Origin of the sequence: Acinetobacter sp. YH12226 (assembly GCF_013417805.1) — a bacterium.
Taxonomy (GTDB): domain Bacteria; phylum Pseudomonadota; class Gammaproteobacteria; order Pseudomonadales; family Moraxellaceae; genus Acinetobacter.
Genome location: NZ_VPDG01000006.1, coordinates 91851 through 114070, shown reverse-complemented (window position 1 = coordinate 114070; position 22220 = coordinate 91851). Strand labels below are relative to the sequence as shown.

Sequence of the window (22220 nt, the reverse complement as noted above, 5' to 3'; positions counted from 1 at the left end):
ATAAATCGTGTATTTTTTTAAACTAATGGGAATGATTATTATTTTATTTTTCGAATTTTGACAAAGACTTAGTGAAATAGGGGCTTGCCACAGATACTGGAAATCGCCTGTAGTACCAAATGCTCCGGATTTTCATGTCCGAGTCCTTTAATTGAGGCATCAATTCTTAATAATAACCGCGGCCAGGCCAGAAAAGTCTGTGGGCTGAGACGGCGCAAGGCTTGTTGATATAACCCGACTTTGGTTTTCCAGATCCCGATTTGCAAGGCATTTTGCGGTTGTTCAAACAGCTGCATCAACAGACGCATTTCCTTGCTGAGACTCCATAAAATCAGGCTCATCGGTTCACCTGAAACGACTAGATACTGAAAAATTTTGATCGACTGGGAAAGATTACCTTGTAGCAGGGCATCGCTCAAATCATAGGTGCTATAACGTGACTGATCTTGTAAACATGCATATAAATGATCAACCTGAATGATATCGACTTCAGCAAAGGTATCGCTAACCCGCATCAGGCTGTTCTTTGCTGCAAGCAGGTTGTGCTCATGATGTTGTTCCAGCCATTGCCAGGCATCATTGGCTAAACGAATGCCGAGTTTTTCAGCTTCAATACCCAGAATCTGCTGCCGGTCTTTTGGATAATTGGCCACCAGCGAAACATTCACACCATTGGCATCAATCAGCTGAAAGAAACTGGATTTCAGGCTATTACTATCCTGTTTGGGCATCACCACCAACAGCAGGTTTTGTTCATTATGCTGCAAATAGTTTTTCAGTAACTTGATTGCGCTGGCATCCGGTTTGATATTGCCATGTACTTCAATCGCCAACTGGGTTGAAAACAGCGACAAGCTGTTCAAGGCATTAAAGACGGTTTTCCAGTCGGCGACCGAACTAATGTCATAGCGTTGACGTTCGATGTCCTGCTTTTGCCAGCTGGCCCGAAAGGCATCAATTAAATTCTGTTCCAGCAAAGGCTCTTGACCATGCAAGACCCAAGCACCGCGAGCTTCATCGACACGTTTCAGGGCTTGTAGATAATCAAGTTTCATAAAGAGGTCTTATTGAGCAGGTTGCGCTGAGGTATTTTGTTTGGCTAAGGGTAAGCGGTTCGATGAAATCTGACGTGCAATCTGCTGCGCCACATCATCAATAATGACCTGATTCAGATATTTTTGTTCCTGGTCATCGGTGTTGACCGTTTCAATATCATATTGATACGTACGTGTTGCCACGACAGTGCGTGGTTCAGTGATCGGATTGCCTTGTGCATCTTCAATCCGGAAAGTCACGTTTAAACGTAACAAGGTTTCAACTAGTTTACCGTTCAGTTCCAGACGGCGAGGGGTGTAATCCAGGACACGTAACACATAAGCATTGGGTGCATTACTCAGCTGTACGCCTGCAGCACCGAGGTAAACTGCCAGTTTCTCTTGCAGTTCTTCAGTATTGGGCGGTAAAGACAGGCTCATGACAGAGTAAGCAACAGGGGCGGAGCTCGGATTGGTTCCTTTCAGATGAAAGCCACAGCCGACTAAGCCTGCACTCAGACCACAAGTTAAAACAATTGCTGCTAAATGTTTGCCCAAATGCATGTGTTGCCCTCTATGCTTCCCGAAGGGGAATATTTGAAATCCTGAACTGGATTGTAAAGTCAAAGCCCGTTGGCTGGCAACGGGCTTTGTTTGGGAATTGTGAAATCCTTCAGAAAGTTCCTTCTCCCTCTGGGAGAAGGTTAGGATGAGGGGTTATATATTTACCTCTCCCTAGCCCTCTCCTGAGAGGAGAGGGAACTTAAGGATTTAAACCACCAAATTCACTAATTTATTCGGTACCACAATTTCTTTCTTGGTTGGACCCGTCAAGAATTGCTGAACTTCAGGCAATGCTTTGGCTTGAGCCAAGATGTCATCTTTAGAGGCATCTACAGATACTTCTAACTTGCCACGAAGCTTACCGTTGACTTGAACCACGATGGTTTGCGTATTACGTGTCAGCGCAGATTCATCTACCGCAGGGAATAAAGTTGAATTCAATTCAATCCCAAATTCAGCCAATAAAGTCTGGCTTAAATGCGGTGCAAATGGTGCAAGTAAAGTTAACAGCGTGGTAATCGATTCACGTGCGACAGCAACGTCATTGTCATCTTGAGCTTCAAATTTGTTGTTAGCATTTAAAAGTTCCATCAATGCAGCAATGGCAGTGTTAAATGCATGACGACGTTCAATATCATCACCGACTTTTTGGATGGTTTCGTGTGTCTTACGACGCAAGTCTTGTGCAGCCGTAGACAGTGCCGCTTTGTCGATGTTTGATGCACCGTTACCTTTTTCAAGGAAGCCTGTTGCTAAACGCCATACACGTTTCAGGAAGCGGTTTGCACCCTCAACACCGGCATCAGACCATTCAAGTGATTGATCAGGTGGAGCCGCGAACATCATGAACACACGTGCCGTATCTGCGCCGTACTGGTCAATAATCGATTGCGGGTCGATACCGTTATTTTTCGATTTCGACATTTTTTCCTGACCACCAACGATAACGTCTTGGCCATCTTCTTTATATTTGGCAGAAAGCACACGGCCTTTTTCGTCTTTTTCAAGCTCGATATCTGCCGGATTAAACCAGGTTTTCTTACCTGAGTCTGCTTCACGATAGAAGGTATCTGCTAGCACCATCCCTTGCGTTAACAAGTTAGTAAATGGTTCATTGCCTTGTACCACGCCTTCATCACGCATCAATTTGTGGAAGAAGCGTGCATAAAGTAAGTGCAGAATCGCGTGTTCAACACCACCGATGTATTGGTTGACAGGAAGCCAGGTTTGACCTGCTTCAGGTTTCACCATGCCACCCGTAAAGTCTGGAGATGCATAACGTGCATAGTACCAAGACGATTCTACGAATGTATCAAGCGTATCTGTTTCACGACGTGCGTCGCCACCACAGCTTGGACAAGTCGTTTCATAGAACTCAGGCATTTTGTTCAGTGGGTTACCTGAACCATCTGGAACAACGTCAGTCGGAAGAACCACAGGAAGCTGCTCTTCAGGTACTGGCACTTGACCACATGATGGACAGTTAATCATTGGAATTGGACAACCCCAATAACGCTGACGGGAAACCCCCCAGTCACGTAGACGGAATTGAACTTTAGAACTTGCTAGGCCTGTTGGTTCTAATTTAGCAAGGAATGCATCGTATGCACCTTGGAAATCTAGACCGTCAAATTCGGCTGAATTGACCAGTTTACCTTCTTTCGAGCCATACCATTCTTGCCATTGAGTCGCATCAAAGTCAGCATCATCTGCGTCTTTAGCATCAATCACTTGCTTGATGGTCAAGCCATATTTATTGGCAAATTCGAAGTCACGTTCATCGTGTGATGGAACTGCCATCACTGCACCTGAACCATAAGACATCAATACATAGTTGGCGATCCAAACCGGAACTTCTTCGCCAGTCACAGGATGCTTCACAGAAAGACCGGTTGCCATGCCTTTCTTCTCGGCAGTCGCAAGATCCGCTTCTGCCACAGAACCCATACGGCATTCTTCAATGAATGCAGCCAATTCTGGGTTTGTTTCAGCCGCTTTCAGCGCCATCGGGTGTTCTGCTGCAACTGCAACATACGTTACGCCCATCAAGGTATCGGCACGGGTAGTAAATACCGTTAAACCATCTGCATACACGTCAGGATTTGCTGAAGGGAAAGTGATGTCCATCCCTTGTGAGCGGCCAATCCAGTTACGCTGCATGGTCAACACTTGTTGTGGCCAGCCATCTTTAAGCGTGTCTAAATCGTCAAGTAACTCTTGCGCATAATCAGTGATGCGGAAGTAGTACATTGGAATATCACGCTTTTCTACCAATGCACCTGAACGCCAGCCACGACCATTTTCAACCTGTTCGTTGGCAAGAACAGTCTGATCGACCGGATCCCAATTCACGGTTGAAAGCTTACGGTAGATCAAGCCTTTTTTATAAAGCTGAACAAATAGCCATTGTTCCCAACGATAGTATTCAGGGGTACAGGTCGCAAATTCACGATCCCAATCTACGGCTAGACCGAGTTTTTTCAACTGGTCACGCATGTAAGCAATATTTTCAAATGTCCATTTTGCCGGTGCAACCTGGTGTGCAATCGCTGCGTTTTCAGCAGGCAGACCGAAAGCATCCCAACCCATCGGTTGCAGGACAGTTTCACCTTTTAAGCGATGGAAACGGCTGATCACGTCACCAATCGTATAGTTACGCACATGACCCATATGTAGCTTGCCACTTGGGTAAGGGAACATCGAGAGAATATAACGACGTGGACCTTCTACTTTGTCGGCAACTTTAAAGGCTTTGCGATATTCCCAATCCTGTTGGACTTGAGGCTCAATCGCACTGGCTTGATATTCGGAATCAATGTGAGTAGTCATAAACGTATCAGTGAATTACGGTGAAAAAAGTCTGTTGCACAGCATAGCGCAAAATGCACCTAAAAGTGAATTTTGCGCCGGCATTTCCCGAAGAAAAAACACGCTGTTCTATATAGAGGTGTCTTATAAAGCAACTGCACGATTTTTAGATTGCTGCAAGGCTTCGTTGGCTTCACGTTGTTGCTGGTCCTGATTCGCAGGAACTTGAGGGGCTTGTTGCTGTTGTTCTTGAGGTGTGTTCTCGGTTTGAACTTCAGTTTCAGCTGTTCTTGGAGATGCCGGTGCTGAATTTTTCCAGCCATAAGTATCCACTGTGGTGGTTTTTTTCGCAGATTTTGGTGGTGGCGTCTTGGTATAATGCGTGACACCTTTCGCATCGACCCATTTATGATACTGGATCGCGGAAGCGCTGGTGCTACAGATGCTCAAAACAACTGCGCAACTCAAACTGAAGGCGGTTAAAAAAGATATTTTCATTGTTCTTGGGCCTCGGCTTGCTAGGCATGGAATACTGCAATTATTGTAGTGATATTTTCAGTAAAAATGATGGATTTTTATCTGCTTTATTCAAAGCTAACTGCTTAAATAAGCTCAATCTAGCGTATAAGAAATCAGAGACAAATCTTCGTATACAAAATTTATTGATAAACAATTTCCTTTCATTTAATAAAAATTCATTCATTTTTTTTATATAAGACATATTAAAAATTTATAAAATTAAACCATTAACTCTATGAATTTTATTGGATTAGATGAATATACAAGACAGTCAATGCATGGCTATGAGCTGATATTGCTGTTAAAAACAGCAGATCTAGGCACTAGTAAGTATGGATTGTCTGTTTTTTAAACTTGACTTTAAAGCCTGAAAACACAAGAATGCTGCAATAGTTTTATATGCCTTAGATCGATCACCCTTCGACTAAGTGTCATTTCATGCAGTGGGCGATTTTTCTAGCCGAGAAATTGAACAAAGCTAAGCAAAATATGTTTATCCCAACATGTTTTAGATCCCGTATTGCTCGAACAGCGAAGAGATCAGATTTTTTTCCTATTGCTATGAAAACTATGAATTTGTGTGCTATAACAGTGCAGACAGTTAACAAATGAAACACTGCAAATGCCTCCCATTTGTGCAGTGAATAATATTAGGGTGAATCACGTTGGAACTTCTATCTGGTGGTGAAATGCTTGTTCGCGCATTAGCGGACGAAGGCGTTGAACATGTTTTTGGATACCCAGGCGGCGCAGTTCTTCATATTTATGATGCGCTATTTCAACAAGACAGAATCAATCATTATCTCGTACGTCACGAACAGGCTGCCGGTCACATGGCCGATGCTTACTCACGCGTGACAGGCAAGACCGGTGTTGTGCTGGTGACCTCAGGTCCGGGCGCAACCAATACGGTGACCCCAATTGCAACGGCCTATATGGACTCAATCCCGATGGTGATTTTGTCAGGTCAGGTTGCGAGTCATCTGATTGGTGAAGATGCATTTCAGGAAACCGATATGGTCGGTATTTCACGTCCTATCGTGAAACATAGCTTCCAGGTGCGTCATGCCAGCGAAATTCCTGTGATTATCAAGAAAGCCTTCTATATTGCGTCTTCAGGTCGTCCAGGTCCTGTAGTGATTGATATTCCAAAGGATGCGACCAATCCTGCAGAGAAATTTGCTTACGAATACCCAGAAAAAGTGAAGATGCGTTCGTATCAGCCACCATTCCGTGGTCACTCAGGTCAAATTCGTAAAGCGATTGAAGAACTGATCCATGCTAAACGCCCAGTTATTTACTCAGGCGGTGGTGTGGTTCAAGGCAATGCTTCAGCACAATTGACAGAACTGGCGCATTTATTGGGTTATCCAGTGACCAATACCTTAATGGGGCTTGGCGCATTCCCGGGTGATGATGAACAGTTCATCGGTATGTTGGGTATGCACGGTACTTACGAAGCCAACATGACCATGCATAATGCAGATGTAATTCTGTGTGTGGGTGCGCGTTTTGATGACCGTGTGACCAATAACCCTGCGAAATTCTGTCCGAATGCCAAAGTGATTCATATTGATATCGACCCAGCGACAATCTCAAAAACCATTATGGCGCACATTCCAATTGTCGGTGCTGTAGAGCCTGTACTGAATGAGATGTTGAACCAGTTGAAACAGCTTAATGTTTCTAAGCCAAATCCTGAAGCGATTGCGGCATGGTGGAAACAGATCAATGAATGGCGCAAGGTTCATGGCGGTCGTTTTGAAGCGGGTGTTGATGGCGTGATGAAGCCACAACAAGTGGTTCAGGCATTGGATAAAGTGACCAATGGCGAAGCGATCATTACTTCTGATGTCGGTCAGCATCAGATGTTTGGTGCGATGTATTACAAATACAAACGTCCACGTCAATGGATCAACTCAGGTGGTCTAGGCACCATGGGTGTAGGCTTGCCGTATGCAATGGCTGCGAAGCTTGCATACCCGGAACAGCAAGTGGTGTGTATCACCGGTGAAGCATCGATTCAGATGTGTATCCAGGAACTGTCGACCTGTAAGCAATATGGCCTGAACGTCAAAATCCTGTGCCTGAATAACCAGTCTTTAGGGATGGTGAAGCAGTGGCAAGATATGAACTATGAAGGACGTCATTCAAGTTCTTATGTAGATTCATTGCCTGATTTTGCCAAACTGATGGAAGCCTATGGTCATGTCGGTATTCAGATTAATCATGCCGATGAACTAGAGTCTAAGCTTGCAGAAGCAATGGCGATTAACGACAAGTGTGTATTTATTAACGTGATGGTAGATCGTACCGAGCACGTTTATCCGATGTTGATTGCGGGTCAGTCGATGCAGGATATGTGGTTGGCTAAAGGGGAGCGCACGAAATGAGACATATTATCTCTGTACTCGTAGAAAATGAATCAGGCGCGCTTTCCCGTTTAGTGGGTTTGTTCTCACAGCGTGGCTACAACATCGAAACATTGAATGTTGCCCCGACTGAAGATCCAACGCTTTCACGTTTGACGTTGACCACTTATGGTGATGATCACAAGATTGAGCAAATTACTAAACAGCTTAACAAGCTGGTTGAAGTGGTGAAAGTGGTTGACCTGTCTGAAGGTGCGCATATTGAGCGTGAATTGATGCTGATCAAAGTCAAAGCATTGGGTTCATCGCGTGACGAAATCAAACGTACTGCGGATATTTTCCGTGGTCAGATTGTCGATGTAACACCAACGACCTATACCATTCAAATCGCGGGTACAACTGAAAAAGTGGATGCATTTATTGATGCACTTGCAGAACACACGATTTTAGAAGTGGTTCGTTCAGGTGTATCTGGTATCGCACGCGGCGAAAAAGTACTCACCATCTAAATTTTAAATATTTCCTCATCTGAACAAGAAGAGGGTATCAGGCAATGTAAATTTAAGGGTCATTGCCTGATTTAACGGACAAACAAGCATTTAAGCGGAGACAGCAATGCAAATTTTTTACGATAAAGACTGTGACTTATCTATCATCCAATCTAAGAAAGTAGCGATCATTGGTTACGGTTCACAAGGCCACGCGCATGCGCTTAACCTGAAAGATTCTGGTGTTGACGTAACTGTAGGTTTACGTGCGAACTCTGCTTCTTGGAAGAAAGCTGAAAATTCAGGTCTTAAAGTTGCTGAAGTTCCTGCTGCTGTAGCACAAGCTGACGTAGTGATGATTTTGACTCCAGATGAGTTCCAATCTCAACTTTACCGTGACGTAATTGAGCCAAACATCAAGCAAGGCGCTACTTTAGCATTTGCTCATGGTTTCTCGATTCTTTATAACCAAGTTGTTCCACGTGCTGACTTAGACGTAATCATGGTTGCACCTAAAGCTCCTGGTCACACCGTACGTTCTGAATACCAACGTGGTTCAGGTGTTCCTGACCTTATCGCGATTCACCAAGATGCTTCTGGTAATGCGCGTAACGTTGCTCTTTCTTACGCTTCAGGCGTAGGTGGCGGCCGTACAGGTATCATCGAAACTTCATTCCGTGAAGAAACTGAAACTGACCTTTTCGGTGAGCAAGCAGTTCTTTGTGGTGGTGCTGTTGAATTGGTTAAAATGGGCTTCGAAACTCTTGTTGAAGCGGGTTATGCTCCAGAAATGGCGTACTTCGAATGTCTACACGAACTTAAATTGATCGTTGACTTGATGTTCGAAGGCGGTATCGCGGACATGAACTACTCAGTGTCAAACAACGCTGAATACGGCGAATATGTAACGGGTACTGAAGTAATCAACGAACAGTCTCGTGAAGCAATGCGTAATGCGCTTAAACGTATTCAATCTGGCGAATACGCGAAGATGTTTATTCAAGAAGGTGCGTTGAACTACCCATCTATGACTGCTCGTCGTCGTCAAAATGCTGCTCATGGTATCGAAGTTACTGGTAACAAGTTACGTGCGATGATGCCTTGGATTCAAGCGAACAAAATTGTAGATAAAGAAAAGAACTAAGGTTTCGTGCCTTAAAAAGAGGAAAGCAGCGCTTGCCTCTTTTTTCGTACCTTGGATCCAAGCAAACAAAATCGTAGATAAAGAGAAAAACTAATTTCTCGAATCAATTGATTTGAATGCGAAAACCCACTTAATTTGAGTGGGTTTTTATTTCTATGTTTACGTGCCTTAAAAAATGGGGAAAGCAGTGCTTTCCCCATTTTTTAATATCTTGGAGCCAAGCAAACAAAATCGTTGATAAATAGAAAAACCAATCTCTTAATTGGCTGATTTTTATGCTATAAAAGCCCTGCGAAAGCGGGGTTTTTTATTGGATAAGAATAATGATTTTATATAAATATGTTGGCTTTGATGCTGGTTTAAAAATATTAGAAACAAGTACTTTAGGCTTTTCTTTGCCGCGCGATTTTAATGATCCATTTGAGGTGACGGCTTTAGCTTTAATGGGGGAAACGGTAAATGTTGGTGTAGAAACGCAAGCTGTAAGAAGTCGGTTTATCAATAAATATGCAGTATTGTCTTTAACTCGAGCCCCCTTAAATCCTTTAATGTGGTCTCATTATGCAGATAGTCATAAAGAAATGGTGATCGGGATTGATACAGAGAAGGCAGGTTTAGAAAGTTTTGAAAATTATACGATTCTTGCTCAGAGAGGAGAGATGATTTATGTGAATACAGTGCCACAACATATTAATTCAATAGATGCCGTGCAATTAATGCAAATTGGAAGTAAGCATCATATATGGTGGGAATCTCATGAGAGATTACTAAAACATGCTGTTCTTTATAAGCAATTATGTTGGGCGTATGAAGAGGAGGTTAGGGTAATGAAATGTTTGGGGAGTGAGGAATACCATTCTTATCATTCAAAGGAAGATAAGAGATTTGAGTTGGATGGAGAGCAGTGGGAAAGAAAATATATTGGTTCAAGAAGTATATTCTTAAAAAGCATCCCATCAGATGCATTTGTTGAGATATATCTTGGGGAAAATAGTTATCGTGATCAAAGAAGGAAGTATGATAATTTAATCGATGGTTATAAAGTTCCTAAAATTTTACAGTTAAAAGAATTTAGTCGGAATAATAATATTGAATTATTCACTGTTTTAGTTGATACAGAAACATGGTCTTTAAAAAGAAAAATTATTAATTCAGTTGATTTAGATTAAATAGCTGTAATTGTGGTAGCGGTTCATATATTAGAGTTCTTTTATAAATTGTATTAGTTCAGACTTGATCAGCCAATCTTTGACATGACCTACAATTCTTGAGGCTGTTGGCTCTGAAACTCCGTAACTCGTAGTAACGTGAAATAAGGTTCGGTATTCTCGCCAATAGCTTAGACAGAGCAGAATCTGATCCTTAATACTTAACTTGGGCGGTCTGCCTTGAGTTAAAACATGTTTCTTCAATTGATCAACCATTAAATAAAAAGTTGACCATGATATGCCTGTATATCGCTTAAACTGTGTTTCTGAAAACTTTTTGAATCGATGTGTTTCATTCATAAATTAGGCACGAATGCCAAGAAAATTAGAGGACGAATATTAAGCAAAATAGTGTTCAATTTTTATTTATGAAAGAAGATTATTGTATATTAACATATTGTTTTTTTAGTTAATTTATATTAATTATTGCTTTTTAGAAAGTTTTTCATAGCTAAGAAAAGTCTTGATGTGTGAAAAAGAAAGCAAAAGTTTCGACAAAATCACACATTTCTTAAATAAAGTTGCATAATTCACAACTATTTGTAAATTTCGTAACTTTGTTTTATTTTTTTGTAAGTTAAGGTAAATTATAAAAAAATAATAAAATTAGTGGTTTAATTGTTTTTTATAAAATTTAAAGATTATTTTATTCTTTTTATTTGACATAGTTAGAAATATTTTTAAATTGTATCAATTTATTTTTTGTCTTAACCTTTTATAAGTATAGGATTAAATTTTTTAAAACAAATAAAAAACCAAAAATAGAGAGTAGTATTGTGAATAATAAACTTTTGCATATTTTTAGGTCAAAGATAATAAGATAAGTTAACGGTTACTTAACTTTACTCATAATAATAAGAGTTAAAGCGTAATCGTTAAAATAACTACATATACATATTCTTTTATTAAAAGAAATGGAGAAAATCATGAACAAAATTACACAATCGGCATTAGCGGCATTAGTTCTTGGTGCTTGTTCTACGGCATCTTTTGCAGAAGATGAAGCAGCTCGAGGTGGTTATCATCCTCCTAAACCACCAATTGACTGGAGTAAATGTAATACTTTAGGCTGTGAAAAAGAAATTCCAATTTCACTTAAAATTAATAAGAAATGTGTTTTAACTGGTGGAAATGCAATAGTATTATCTGCTGCTGGTGGAACCCAAACTACAAATTATTCAATTACAACAAATACCCCTTATGTTCTAAATTTACAAACTGCAAATGCCGGTGCTAATAATACTACGTTTGTTAAACATGAAACAGATGCATCTAAAACAATTGCTACAACAATTGTGACGACTAAACAAGGTGCTGCAGGTGCTGTTCCATTTGGTAATTCAAATCATGCTGGTCAAGCAGTTGATAATTATACACTTGCAGTTACCAATACTGCAGTTGATGCTACACAGTTAGCAGGTAATTATACCGATCGCTATCTAATTAAAGCTTACTACTAATTTATTTAATCAACCTAACCTGATATTTATGTTGGGTTAGGTTGCCTCATTATACTTTTAAATGGAAAATTATAATATGAGAAAAACAACTATATTATTTTTTTTATCTTTTTTTTATTTTTCTGGCGGGAAGGCGGATGTTGCAATTGATCCAGTGCAAATGTATATATTTAATGATAAAAAACAAAAAACAACAACACTTACTTTAGAGTCTATAAATGAAGTAGAAAAAAAGATATTTGAGGTGAAAGCATTTAAATGGGATCAAAATGATAAAGGTGAAGATGTGTTGGAGAAGGATGATACTCTTATAATTAATCCAAGAAATTTTATTTTAAAACCTAATGGGAAACAAGTTATACGTGTTGGTTTTAATCGTCCAATAGTATCTGTATTGGATGGTCGGGAAGAGGGTACCTGGCGCATTGTAATTGAGGAATTACCTCAACCTGTAAAAGAATCATCTATTACTTTCTTGATGAATTTTAACCTGCCATTATTTATTGGAAAGCAAGATAACTTAAAATTAAATTTTAATATTGAGAATGATAAGCTTATAGTTAAAAATAAAGCAGAATCTCATATTCAAATTTCAAAGTTACAAATTTTAGATTCTAATAAGAAAGAAGTTTTTACTAGTAATAATATGAAATATGCACTTAAAGATAAGAGTATTTTTTATGAGTTGGAAGGCGTTAAAATAAATAATCCTCGTAATTATTTTGTTAAAGTAATGACAGATAAGTCGCATGAGGAAATAGAGTTAAAGCTTATGGATTAAAATTATAATTAAGGATTATATTATGCAGTTAAATAGAAAAATAATTATTCTAGTTAATATTTTATTCTTATGTAATGCTAATGCTAACCAGAATCCTGATGATGAATTTTTTGCTAATCTTTGGATAAACGAGCTTGATCATAATATAGATATTATTTTAATAAAAAGTGATGATAATTTTTACATAGAGTGCAATATATTGTCGGAACGAGATATTGATATATCTAAATTATCAAAAATGGCTTCTCGGGATGAGTTTTGTCTTATTTCGGACCGGAATATTCAATCTAATTTCGATGCCTCTAAGCAAACAATTAATCTCACCATACCTACCCAACTGTTTAAATCAAGTACACAGATCTCCCAGTTGCAGACTATGCCAGAGAGAGCCAGTTTTGGAGGTTTCGTAAATTATGATTTTACCTATTTAAATTCAAAAATAGACAGAGAAACGAATTCTTTATATAACGGCCTGACAGATCTGGGTGTCTTTAAAGACTATTGGATTTTTAAGAACTCAATAGCATATTATAATCATCCTTTGAATGAGTATTTTACTCGACTCAGTACTAGTATTGACTTTGAATTTCCTAAAAGTATGACTCAGCTTACTTTAGGAGATACAACTACAGTATATAATCCATTAATTAATTCTTTACGTTTTGCCGGTTTAAACTGGGGAACTAATTTTACTGAGCGACCAAATTTTATTTATTGGAATACTCCAATCTTACAGGGAAGTGCGCGTGTTCCTTCTACAGTTGATTTGTATATTAATGGGGTAAGTATATATAGCCAAAGAGTCAGTCCTGGTGATTTCAATCTTCAAACTGGTGCACAAATTCAACAGGCAGGAAATGCACAAATTATTGTTGAAGATGTATTAGGGAATAGGAGTGTACAAAGTTTTCCTATTCTGGTGACGAATCGGCTATTAAGATCTGATCTTAGTGAATATAATGTTTCATTAGGAAAGTTGCGTTATAACTATAATATAGAAAGTAATGACTATCGTAATTTTTTCTCTAACCTTTATTATCGTTATGGGGTATCTAATTGGACAACACTTGGTTCTAATTTTTCTTATAGCGAAGACTTGCAAAATTTAGGCTTTCTATGGACTCAAGCTATTAGTCATTATTTGGTTTTGGATAGTGTAGTTCAAGCTTCACACGATGAACTTAATAATTTTAATTATTCATATGGATTATCTGCTGCAAAGGATTTCGGAAGAGTTTCACTTGGTGCAAGTGCGAAATATACAGAAAGAGATTTTAAATATTTAGGTGATGACCTGGATAATTTTTATAGTTATCCTAAGTATGAATATTTAATTTATGGGGGGATGAGCAATATTCCTCTTTTGCATAATATTTATTTGAATTATGCTGCCCAGAGTTTTCATCAGCAAGAAATGCGCGTGGAAGATGAGATTCCTTCATTTTTTCAAAATGATCGTAAAACTTTAAATTTAGGGTTTAATCGTCGGCTAGGTAGGAAGGGAAGCCTAGGTTTGAGTTATTTTAGCTCATTTGGTGATGATCGGGATTCTGGAGTTGTCTTATCACTTAGCTATAGTTTTGATGATGATAAAGCAGTTTATTTTAGTCATTCAACAGATGAAAGAACTAAATTGCAATTTGTAAAAAGTAATCCTAATCAGGTTGGATTTGACTATGAAACAGGTGTAAATAGACTCGAAGATGAAACACTATATAATTTCAATGGGCGATTGAAAACAGATGTTGGGGATTTAGGTTTTTATCATATAGAGGGAGATAATGAGTCTGAATCACAATTAAACTATCGTGGTGCGGTTGTTTTTCTTAATAATAAATTCAATTTTACCAAGTTGGTTGATAATGCATTTTCTGTTGTTAGTGTGGGAGATTATCAGGATGTCGATGTTTTAAGGTCTTTATCTGTAGTAGATAAAACGAATAAGAAAGGCTATACCTTTGTTCATGATATTATTCCTTATGTAAATTATGATATTGGTTTTGATCAGAATCAATTACCAGTCGAAGCTAAGATTCCTTATGCAACCAAGAGGCTTACTGCTTTAGATCAGCGGGGGTATATTATTAATTTCCCTATATATAATACAAAACAGGTCACGATTTTGCCTGTAGATAGTAATAATCATAAATTCACAGCCGGTTCAGAGTTATATATCGATAATGATGGTGGGGAGGTTTATCCTATCTCATCGGAAGGTACGGTCACTCTATATGGGCTTATTCCAAATACTTACAATATTAAAATCATCAGCACCGAATCTAAAACTTGCTTTGCACAATTGACGGTTACAGAAAATCAAAAAGAAGAAAGCGGACTATCTACGCTTATCTGTAAATAAAGGATGAAAAATAATGAAACTTAAATTTACTGTACTTGTGTTCTCTCTATTATTGACCAGTCTAAGTCATGCCCAACGTTGTCAGATTGATCGATCGACAGTATCAGAACTCAAATTGAACTCCTCTTATCTGAGCCAAGCTGCGACTTCTTTTATCGTAAGGTGTGATAGCAGTTATGCTATTCAATTTAATTCTAGAAACTTAACCAGCACTAATGGCAGTAGTTATTTGGTTAATGAGCACAATCATAAAATAAGAACACAAATGTATATTTCTGGGGCGACCTCATCCCGTTGGAATATGCCGATATCCCAACCGCCAACTAGCCTAAGTAAATTTATTGTATTGGTACAACTAGCTGAACAACCTTCTGCTTTGACCCCAGCTGGAGTTTATAAAGACAGTTTATATGTGGATCTTATCTACTGAATTCTTTTAGTTGGCTCTTAAAAGAGAATTGGATTTTGGTCTATTTAAGTCCTTTAACCAGATTTTGAAGCTTTCTGACTGGATTTTTTAGGCATGAGCTATGGTTATGAATAGGTGAGTTAATTTACTCTTAATTGTTAGTCAAGTTAATTAGATATCTCTATAAGTACATCAACTTCCGAATAAAATGAGAGAAGGGGGGTAATATCATTAAAATGCAATAAATAAGCATTAGACTTTAGCTTAAAATATAATCACATAGGTGTGATATGGAACAGCCCTGCACCTCAGCGTTATCGAAAAAAATGTCTGCACTTCAAAATATTAGCTTTGACTTAAAACAGTTGCGACAGCAAAAAACAAAAATGACCCTGCCTTTGGAAGAGTTGACTCGTCCTCGTCTCAAAATAGCCATCGTTACCGAAACCTGGCCTCCTGAAATCAATGGAGTTGCCCATGCTTTATTGCAACTTTGTAAAGGATTGCAAAAACAGGGACATAAGATTTTATTAATACGTCCAGAACAACGACAAGCCTGTAATGATTTTAAACCACATAGTGAATGTCTGGTTAAAGCGCATTGCCTTCCTAAATATAGCAATTTGCAGTTTGGTAGACCGCAATTTCTAAAAATCCATCAAGCTGTTGAAATTTTTACACCTGATATTATTCACATTGTGACCGAAGGCCCTTTGGGTCTGGTAGCTCAACAGCTTGCAAAATTCCATAAAATTCCAGTCTCTAGCGGTTTCCACTCATCATTTCAGGAATTTAGTCGGTTTTTTGATTTGGCTTTTTTACTGAAGCCAATTCAAGGCTATTTAAAGTGGTTTCATAATAATACTGATTTGACCTGTGTTCCGAGTCGAGGCACGGCTCAAGCCTTAAATCAGTTTGGTGTGACTTGTCCCTTGGCAGTTGTGGGCAGAGGCGTCGATCCAGATACATTTTCACCAAAGTGGCGATCACCAGATTTGCGCTATGCTTGGGGAGTTTCAAACGAGACCCGGGTGATGTTGTATGTCGGACGGCTTTCTCCTGAAAAGGAAATTGACGTGCTGATCAAAACCTATTTTGTGCTGCGCCAAGTTCGTCAGCAAGATATACGTTTGGTGGTGGTTGGAGATGGGCCGGATCGCACTCGACTGCAACAACTGAATCAGGATGGCAGTATTGTTTTTACCGGTAGCTTGACAGGAGAAAAACTGTCAGCGGCGTATGCCAGTGCAGATGTCTTCTGTTTTGCCAGTCAGGTTGAAACCTTTGGAAATGTGGTATTGGAAGCGATGGCCAGTGGCTTGCCAGTGATTGCTTATGATTATGCTTGTGCAAACTTGCATGTGCAGCATGGTGAAACGGGATGGTTGAGTAGACTTGGACATCAGCAGGGGTTGATCCAGCAGATGCTCGGATTGCCTGATCAGCAAAAATTGCAGCAGATGGGTGCGCAAGCACGTAAAAAAGCCGAAAAAGTAGGCTGGCAATATCCGGTCCGGCAATTTGAACAGGCACTGTATTCACTGGTACAGCATCAGGAATACAGGATATAAAACAAGAAAGGAGCACCAGTGTGAAACTCCAGAATGTAAAGATTAAATTTTTAGAAATCGATTTGAAAGGCTGTGTTTATCTGAATCATTTTTCGCATTCAGTCCGTATTGCCACTTTTTTTAAAATGATTAGCCGCTTAGGAAATGGTGCATTTTGGTATTTCATGCTGATACTGGTTTGGATCATGCAAGGCTTGATCTATACCGTGCAGATTGTTTATCTGATTTTGGGAAGTACTATAGGTACTATGATTTACAAGGTGCTTAAAATCAAAACTGTACGACCACGTCCTTATCAGGTACATCAAGTGATCCGTTTGGGTGAGCATCCACTGGATCATTTCAGTTTTCCTTCCGGGCATACCTTGCATGCCGTGATGGCAACCACCGTTTTAGGTTATGTCGCACCTTTATTACTGATGTTGATGTTGCCTTTTACGGTTCTGGTCGCAGTGTCCCGAATGGTGCTGGGATTGCATTATCCAAGTGATGTGGCAGTTGGCGCAATTCTGGGTGGCATGATGGCAATTGCCATTGTCCTGACCGCGCCTTATCTGAATATTGTGCTGTAAAAATAAGTGAAAGCCGGAGCAAAGGCTCGCAGATTTTCACAGATTTGTTAAAGTACAGCATCAAAGCAATTATGGTGAGAAATAGAGATGGGTTTACGTTGGACTGACACTCTCGATATCGCGATTGAACTCTATGAAGCGCATCCAGATGTGGACCCGCAGTGGATTCGTTTTACTGATTTACATGCCTGGGTGTGTGCTTTGCCTGAGTTTGAAGATGATCCAACCAAGTCGACTGAAGGTTTGCTTGAAGCCATTCAAATGGCATGGATTGACGAGGCACGCTAAGGCCTCATCTTAAAAAAGCATTTTTTTACAGATGAAAAGCAGAAAAATGCGCATTATCTCGGTATAATGCGCCAAATTTTCATGTCAACAATTGACTTAAGGAGCCTATCATGGCTATCGAACGTACTTTATCTATCGTTAAACCAGACGCAGTTGCTAAAAACCACATCGGCGACATCTTTGCTCGTTTCGAGAAAGCTGGTCTTCAAATTGTTGCAACTAAAATGAAACATTTGACTCAAGCTGAAGCTGAAGGCTTCTATGCTGAGCACAAAGAACGTGGTTTCTTTGCTGACCTAGTTGCATTTATGACTTCTGGTCCAGTTGTTGTTTCAGTTCTTGAAGGCGAAAACGCTGTTCTTGCTCACCGTGACATCCTTGGTGCGACGAATCCTAAAGAAGCTGCTCCTGGTACTATCCGTGCAGATTTCGCTGTAAGCATCGATGAAAACGCTGCTCACGGTTCTGACTCTGTAGCATCTGCTGATCGTGAAGTTAACTACTTCTTCGCTCAAACTGAGATTGCTCCACGTACTCGTTAATTCGCAGTATTCAAGCCAGATAAGTGTTATTATACTTATCTGGTTTTTTTATTCTCTGAATAATTCTTTGCTCACATATTGAGCTTCTCCTTTCATCTTTAGACATGGTTTAGGTAATACACATGAGTACTGAAGCAGTCGCTGTATCAGCAGTTTCTGAGCCACAGCAACACACTCCATCCGCTCCAGCACAGGCAAATACTGTCGAGAAAGTGAATTTACTTGGCATGTCACGTCCGCAAATGGAAAAATTCTTTGAGGACATGGGTGAGAAGAAGTTTCGTGCCGGGCAGGTAATGAAATGGATTCACCAGTTCTTTGTGACTGATTTTGCTGAAATGACCAATATTTCCGGCAAACTGCGTGAAAAACTGGAAAAGATTTGTGAAATTAAAGCGCCTGAAGTGGTGCATAAAAACTATTCTAAAGATGGTACCCGTAAATGGGTATTCCGTGTTGGCGACGGTGAAGGTTCCCTCGTCGAAACCGTATTGATTCCTGCTGAACATCGCAGTGGTTTACGTCGCACTTTGTGTATTTCTTCACAAGTGGGCTGTGCACTGGACTGTTCATTCTGCTCAACCGGTAAACAGGGTTTCCAGCGTGATTTGACTCAAGCCGAAATTATCGGTCAGCTCTGGATGGCGAACTATTCCTATATGGAAGATGTGCCTGTACTTGAGCGTGAACGTTCAGTCACGAACGTGGTGATGATGGGCATGGGCGAGCCATTGCTCAACTACGATGCAGTATTGAATTCAATGCGTATTATGCTGGATGACTTTGCATACGGCATGTCAAAACGTCGTGTGACTTTATCGACTTCTGGTGTAGTGCCGAAAATCGATCAGATGGTCAAAGATATTGACGTGGCGCTAGCTATTTCATTGCATGCGCCAAATGATGAACTGCGTAACGAGCTGGTGCCGATCAATAAAAAATATCCGCTTGAGCAGCTGATTGCTGCATGTCAGCGTTACATTGCCAAAGACGGGAATGAAAGTTCACGTAAACATGTGACGATTGAATATGTGATGTTAGATGGCGTGAATGACCATCCTGAACATGCTCAGCAAATGATTAAGCTATTGAAGAATTTGCCAAGCAAGATTAATTTGATTCCTTTTAATCCGTTCCCGCATGCGCCATATGGCCGCTCAAGCCGCAACCGGATTATTTCTTTCCAAAAAACTTTGTCTGATGCCGGTTTTGTGTGTACGATTCGTCAGACACGCGGTGATGACATTGATGCCGCGTGCGGACAGTTAGTTGGACAAGTTGCTGACCGCACCCGTCGTGCGGAACAGTGGAAAAAGAAAATTGCGCAATCGAATGAGATCATGCGCTCACAAGGATAATAAGAGGTCGCCAGTTGAGAAATCTAACATCTAAGTTTGCTTTGATTTCAACAGTATGTGTGTCTTTGGTTTTAGTCGCGTGTCAGACGCCAGATCTGGGTCAGAAAGACCCTGAAAAGGCCACCAAAGTCCGTACCCAATTGGCGGTAGAATATTTGAGAACAGGTGACCTGGATGCAGCTAAACGTGCGCTGGATCAGGCACTTGAAAGCAGTCCGCGTGATTCTCAAGCGAATATGATGATGGGCGTGCTATTGCAGCAGGAAGGTAGCAAGCTTAATCTCGAAAAAGCAGATCATTATTTCAAGCGTGCGATTTCGGCAGATCCGAAAAATGCACAGGCGCGAAATAATTACGGCACTTATTTATATCAGCTTGAACGCTATAATGATGCGATCGAGCAGTTTCAAATTGCTGGTGCCACGTTGGGTTATGATCAGCGATTCCGTGCATTGGAAAATATGGGGCGGATTTACCTGAAACTGGGTGATACAGCAAATGCTGAAAAATCATTCAAACAGGCGCTGCAAGCCAATCGCGATTCTTATATTTCAATGTTAGAGTTGGCAGAAATATTTTATTTGAACCAGCAGTTCCCGGCGGCGACACAAATGTATCAACAGTTTGTGCGTGGTGTGGGACAGAAAAATCAGGGTGCCCGTGCGCTCTGGGTCGGCATTCGCACTGCGCGTGCCGGGGGTGATCAGTTGGGTATGCAGGTATTGGTCAACCAGTTACGTGCACTTTTTCCTGAAAGCCAGGAATACCAACGTTATTTGCAATTACAGTACAGTACTGAGGCCGTATGGAAGTAAATCCTAATTCACCATCGAATCATTCGAGCGTAGCTCCAAATGCGTTAGGAAATATTCAACGTCCGGGCGAGTACTTGCGCCAGATTCGTATCAATCAGCAGCGCAATCTGGAAGATGTAGCGAAAGAGCTGAACATCCCGGTCAAAACCCTGACTGCACTGGAACAGGACGAATATAAGTCTTTGCCTGAAGCAACCTTTATCAAAGGTTATTACCGGACTTATGCCAAATTTCTGGGTGTAGATGCGTCTAGTATTATTCAGCGTTTTGATGAAATTTATACCAATGATACCGGGCTGCTGCCGAACCATGCCCTGAACAATTCTCCTATTAAAATTATGGGGAAATTGCCAGGGTCTAAGCGGGACCGCAATCGTAAGTGGTTAAAGCGCATTTTTATTACGCTGGTATTGCTGCTGATTTTGGGTGCACTGTTTGCCATGATTCAGAACTGGTCAAGTAGTAATTCACAAAATAGCAGTGAAGTCTCTGGAGTAGGCGCTTCTAATGTCGAGATTCTGAATCTGGATACAGGTGCCGCACTTTCCGGTGATCAGCTGAAACTTGATTTTAACCGTCCGACTTCGGTGCATATTGTCGACTCGGCGGGTAATGTTCTGGCAACTGGCCGTCAGGCATCGAGCTTGCAGCTGAATGGTGAAGCGCCATTCCAGATTCGTCTGGATGATGCATCGGCTGTATCACTCAGTTTAAATAATGAAAATATTTCATTGTCACCCTACACTGTGAACGGAAAAGCAGAATTCCGTTTATCACCTTAACAGATCAAGAGTAGAGCAGAACGATGATCGTAAATCCAATTAAACGTCGTCCAACACGTAAAATTCGTGTGGGTTCAGTTTATGTGGGTGGTGATGCACCAATCAGTATCCAGTCGATGACTAATACTGAAACCTGTGATGTAGCAGCTACGGTTGCACAGATTCAGCGCTGTGTAGATGCCGGTGCAGACATCATGCGGGTTTCTGTACCTACCATGGAAGCCGCGGCGGCATTTGGTGAAATTCGCAAGCAGGTCAATGTACCTTTGGTCGCCGATATTCACTTCGATTATAAAATTGCTTTGGCAGTTGCGGATTTGGGTGCAGATTGTCTGCGGATTAACCCGGGCAATATCGGTTCTGAAGCGAAAATTCGTGAAGTTGTGGCCGCAGCACGTCATAACGATATTTCCATGCGGATCGGTGTCAATGCCGGTTCACTGGAAAAAGATATTCAAAAGAAATATGGTGAGCCGACTGGCCAGGCTTTGCTTGAATCTGCGATGCGCCATATCGATATTTTAGACCGTCTGGATTTCCAGGAATTCAAAATTTCAGTCAAAGCATCGAATGTGTTCCTGACCATGGATGCGTATCGTTTGCTGTCACAGCAAATTGATAATCCGCTCCATCTGGGTGTCACAGAAGCGGGTATTTACCGTACCGGTTCGGTTAAATCTGCCATCGCTCTGGGCGGCCTGCTGATGGAAGGCATTGGGGATACCATGCGTATTTCCTTAGCTGCTGAGCCTGAAGAAGAAATTAAAATCGGTTTTGATATTCTGAAATCGCTGGGTCTGCGCTCCAACGGGATTAACTTCATTGCCTGCCCAAGCTGTTCACGTCAGGAATTTAATGTGATTTCAGTGATGCAGCAACTTGAAGAACGTTTAGAAGATATTCGTACCCCAATGGATGTCTCTGTCATTGGCTGTAAGGTCAATGGGCCGGGCGAAGCCAAAGAAGCGGATATTGGTGTCGTAGGTGCAGCACCACGTTCACTGGTGTACCGTAATGGTGAAAAGAGCCATTTAATTGACACGAATCAATTGGTTGATGAAATCGAAACCATGGTTCGTCAACGTGTTACCGAGCTTGAAGAAGCTAAAGCTAAAGAAATTATTCGTACAAGTTTTCCTGAGTAGA

At 40.6% G+C, this 22220-nt stretch carries 20 protein-coding genes; 15 read left to right on the top strand and 5 right to left on the bottom strand.

The features are described from left to right. Positions 1 to 68 precede the first annotated feature (68 nt). The 4 genes from holA to FTV08_RS08500 form a co-directional block, all read right to left on the bottom strand. Positions 69 to 1055 carry a DNA polymerase III subunit delta gene (gene holA / locus FTV08_RS08515; protein ID WP_085064524.1) on the bottom strand — a complete coding sequence of 329 codons (987 nt, stop codon included), beginning with the start codon at positions 1053 to 1055 and terminating at the stop codon, positions 69 to 71. 9 nt (positions 1056 to 1064) lie between these two features. Further along, positions 1065 to 1598, bottom strand: coding sequence for a hypothetical protein (locus tag FTV08_RS08510; protein ID WP_005103222.1), 534 nt, complete (start codon positions 1596 to 1598; stop codon positions 1065 to 1067). Between the two features lie 207 nt (positions 1599 to 1805). Then, positions 1806 to 4427: a leucine--tRNA ligase gene (gene leuS / locus FTV08_RS08505; protein WP_180087094.1), complete on the bottom strand. Its 2622-nt coding sequence runs from the start codon at positions 4425 to 4427 to the stop codon at positions 1806 to 1808. Positions 4428 to 4550: 123 nt separating this feature from the next. Continuing rightward, positions 4551 to 4904 carry a DUF4124 domain-containing protein gene (locus tag FTV08_RS08500; RefSeq protein ID WP_180087093.1) on the bottom strand — a complete coding sequence of 118 codons (354 nt, stop codon included), beginning with the start codon at positions 4902 to 4904 and terminating at the stop codon, positions 4551 to 4553. A gap of 686 nt (positions 4905 to 5590) precedes the next feature. On the opposite strand from FTV08_RS08500, the gene FTV08_RS08495 reads away from it, so the two are divergent. From FTV08_RS08495 to FTV08_RS08475, 4 genes are all read left to right on the top strand, one after another. Then, complete coding sequence (locus tag FTV08_RS08495; RefSeq protein ID WP_180087092.1) at positions 5591 to 7318, top strand: acetolactate synthase 3 large subunit; 1728 nt, start codon at positions 5591 to 5593, stop codon at positions 7316 to 7318. Further along, the gene (gene ilvN, locus FTV08_RS08490) at positions 7315 to 7806 is read left to right on the top strand and encodes an acetolactate synthase small subunit (RefSeq protein ID WP_004278369.1); all 492 of its coding nucleotides are present in this window, start codon (positions 7315 to 7317) and stop codon (positions 7804 to 7806) included. Before FTV08_RS08495 ends, ilvN begins: the two co-directional genes overlap by 4 nt. 106 nt (positions 7807 to 7912) lie before the next feature. After that, complete coding sequence (gene ilvC, locus FTV08_RS08485; RefSeq protein WP_004278368.1) at positions 7913 to 8929, top strand: ketol-acid reductoisomerase; 1017 nt, start codon at positions 7913 to 7915, stop codon at positions 8927 to 8929. A gap of 323 nt (positions 8930 to 9252) precedes the next feature. Beyond that, a complete protein-coding gene (locus tag FTV08_RS08475) occupies positions 9253 to 10098 on the top strand; it encodes a DUF2971 domain-containing protein (RefSeq protein WP_257221169.1) in 846 nt (281 codons plus the stop codon). Positions 10099 to 10128: 30 nt separating this feature from the next. Here the strand turns inward: FTV08_RS08475 and FTV08_RS16380 are convergent, their stop codons facing one another. Further along, on the bottom strand, positions 10129 to 10353 hold the full coding sequence (locus FTV08_RS16380) for a transposase family protein (RefSeq protein ID WP_373687391.1): 225 nt from the start codon (positions 10351 to 10353) through the stop codon (positions 10129 to 10131). Between the two features lie 710 nt (positions 10354 to 11063). Here FTV08_RS16380 and FTV08_RS08465 point away from each other — a divergent pair. The 11 genes from FTV08_RS08465 (at position 11064) to ispG (ending at position 22219) form a co-directional block, all read left to right on the top strand. After that, positions 11064 to 11597 (top strand): hypothetical protein, encoded by a 534-nt coding sequence (locus tag FTV08_RS08465; RefSeq protein ID WP_071850440.1) that lies wholly within the window; start codon positions 11064 to 11066, stop codon positions 11595 to 11597. Between the two features lie 76 nt (positions 11598 to 11673). After that, entirely contained in the window at positions 11674 to 12378 is a 705-nt protein-coding gene (locus FTV08_RS08460; protein ID WP_085064533.1) for a molecular chaperone, read from the top strand. A gap of 22 nt (positions 12379 to 12400) precedes the next feature. Then, positions 12401 to 14737, top strand: coding sequence for a fimbria/pilus outer membrane usher protein (locus FTV08_RS08455; RefSeq protein ID WP_180087090.1), 2337 nt, complete (start codon positions 12401 to 12403; stop codon positions 14735 to 14737). A gap of 699 nt (positions 14738 to 15436) precedes the next feature. Further along, entirely contained in the window at positions 15437 to 16717 is a 1281-nt protein-coding gene (locus FTV08_RS08450) for a glycosyltransferase family 1 protein (protein WP_180087089.1), read from the top strand. A gap of 20 nt (positions 16718 to 16737) precedes the next feature. Beyond that, a complete protein-coding gene (locus FTV08_RS08445) occupies positions 16738 to 17289 on the top strand; it encodes a phosphatase PAP2 family protein (RefSeq protein WP_004278361.1) in 552 nt (183 codons plus the stop codon). An 87-nt stretch (positions 17290 to 17376) separates the two neighbouring features. Further along, positions 17377 to 17577, top strand: a complete 201-nt coding sequence (gene iscX, locus FTV08_RS08440) for a Fe-S cluster assembly protein IscX (protein ID WP_004278360.1) — start codon at positions 17377 to 17379, stop codon at positions 17575 to 17577. A 110-nt stretch (positions 17578 to 17687) separates the two neighbouring features. After that, positions 17688 to 18119, top strand: a complete 432-nt coding sequence (gene ndk / locus FTV08_RS08435) for a nucleoside-diphosphate kinase (protein ID WP_004647460.1) — start codon at positions 17688 to 17690, stop codon at positions 18117 to 18119. Positions 18120 to 18241: 122 nt separating this feature from the next. Beyond that, the gene (gene rlmN / locus FTV08_RS08430; protein WP_004278358.1) at positions 18242 to 19477 is read left to right on the top strand and encodes a 23S rRNA (adenine(2503)-C(2))-methyltransferase RlmN; all 1236 of its coding nucleotides are present in this window, start codon (positions 18242 to 18244) and stop codon (positions 19475 to 19477) included. A gap of 14 nt (positions 19478 to 19491) precedes the next feature. After that, entirely contained in the window at positions 19492 to 20292 is an 801-nt protein-coding gene (pilW, locus tag FTV08_RS08425; protein WP_005103248.1) for a type IV pilus biogenesis/stability protein PilW, read from the top strand. Then, positions 20283 to 21074 (top strand): DUF4115 domain-containing protein, encoded by a 792-nt coding sequence (locus FTV08_RS08420; RefSeq protein WP_004647463.1) that lies wholly within the window; start codon positions 20283 to 20285, stop codon positions 21072 to 21074. The genes pilW and FTV08_RS08420 overlap by 10 nt, the downstream gene beginning before the upstream one ends. A 23-nt stretch (positions 21075 to 21097) precedes the next feature. Next, on the top strand, positions 21098 to 22219 hold the full coding sequence (gene ispG, locus FTV08_RS08415) for a flavodoxin-dependent (E)-4-hydroxy-3-methylbut-2-enyl-diphosphate synthase (RefSeq protein ID WP_005107871.1): 1122 nt from the start codon (positions 21098 to 21100) through the stop codon (positions 22217 to 22219). The last annotated feature ends 1 nt before the right edge of the window (position 22220 follow it).

Excerpts from the sequence above, each read along its gene's own strand:
- FTV08_RS08450 (WP_180087089.1), top strand. The coding sequence starts at position 15,437 with ATGGAACAGCCCTGCACCTCAGCGTTATCGAAAAAAATGTCTGCACTT.
- FTV08_RS08420 (WP_004647463.1), top strand. The coding sequence starts at position 20,283 with ATGGAAGTAAATCCTAATTCACCATCGAATCATTCGAGCGTAGCTCCA.
- FTV08_RS08510 (WP_005103222.1), bottom strand. The coding sequence starts at position 1,598 with ATGCATTTGGGCAAACATTTAGCAGCAATTGTTTTAACTTGTGGTCTG.
- ndk (WP_004647460.1), top strand. The coding sequence starts at position 17,688 with ATGGCTATCGAACGTACTTTATCTATCGTTAAACCAGACGCAGTTGCT.
- FTV08_RS08465 (WP_071850440.1), top strand. The coding sequence starts at position 11,064 with ATGAACAAAATTACACAATCGGCATTAGCGGCATTAGTTCTTGGTGCT.
- FTV08_RS08500 (WP_180087093.1), bottom strand. The coding sequence starts at position 4,904 with ATGAAAATATCTTTTTTAACCGCCTTCAGTTTGAGTTGCGCAGTTGTT.
- rlmN (WP_004278358.1), top strand. The coding sequence starts at position 18,242 with ATGAGTACTGAAGCAGTCGCTGTATCAGCAGTTTCTGAGCCACAGCAA.
- holA (WP_085064524.1), bottom strand. The coding sequence starts at position 1,055 with ATGAAACTTGATTATCTACAAGCCCTGAAACGTGTCGATGAAGCTCGC.
- FTV08_RS16380 (WP_373687391.1), bottom strand. The coding sequence starts at position 10,353 with ATGGTTGATCAATTGAAGAAACATGTTTTAACTCAAGGCAGACCGCCC.
- FTV08_RS08455 (WP_180087090.1), top strand. The coding sequence starts at position 12,401 with ATGCAGTTAAATAGAAAAATAATTATTCTAGTTAATATTTTATTCTTA.
- iscX (WP_004278360.1), top strand. The coding sequence starts at position 17,377 with ATGGGTTTACGTTGGACTGACACTCTCGATATCGCGATTGAACTCTAT.
- leuS (WP_180087094.1), bottom strand. The coding sequence starts at position 4,427 with ATGACTACTCACATTGATTCCGAATATCAAGCCAGTGCGATTGAGCCT.
- ispG (WP_005107871.1), top strand. The coding sequence starts at position 21,098 with ATGATCGTAAATCCAATTAAACGTCGTCCAACACGTAAAATTCGTGTG.
- ilvC (WP_004278368.1), top strand. The coding sequence starts at position 7,913 with ATGCAAATTTTTTACGATAAAGACTGTGACTTATCTATCATCCAATCT.
- FTV08_RS08475 (WP_257221169.1), top strand. The coding sequence starts at position 9,253 with ATGATTTTATATAAATATGTTGGCTTTGATGCTGGTTTAAAAATATTA.
- FTV08_RS08460 (WP_085064533.1), top strand. The coding sequence starts at position 11,674 with ATGAGAAAAACAACTATATTATTTTTTTTATCTTTTTTTTATTTTTCT.
- ilvN (WP_004278369.1), top strand. The coding sequence starts at position 7,315 with ATGAGACATATTATCTCTGTACTCGTAGAAAATGAATCAGGCGCGCTT.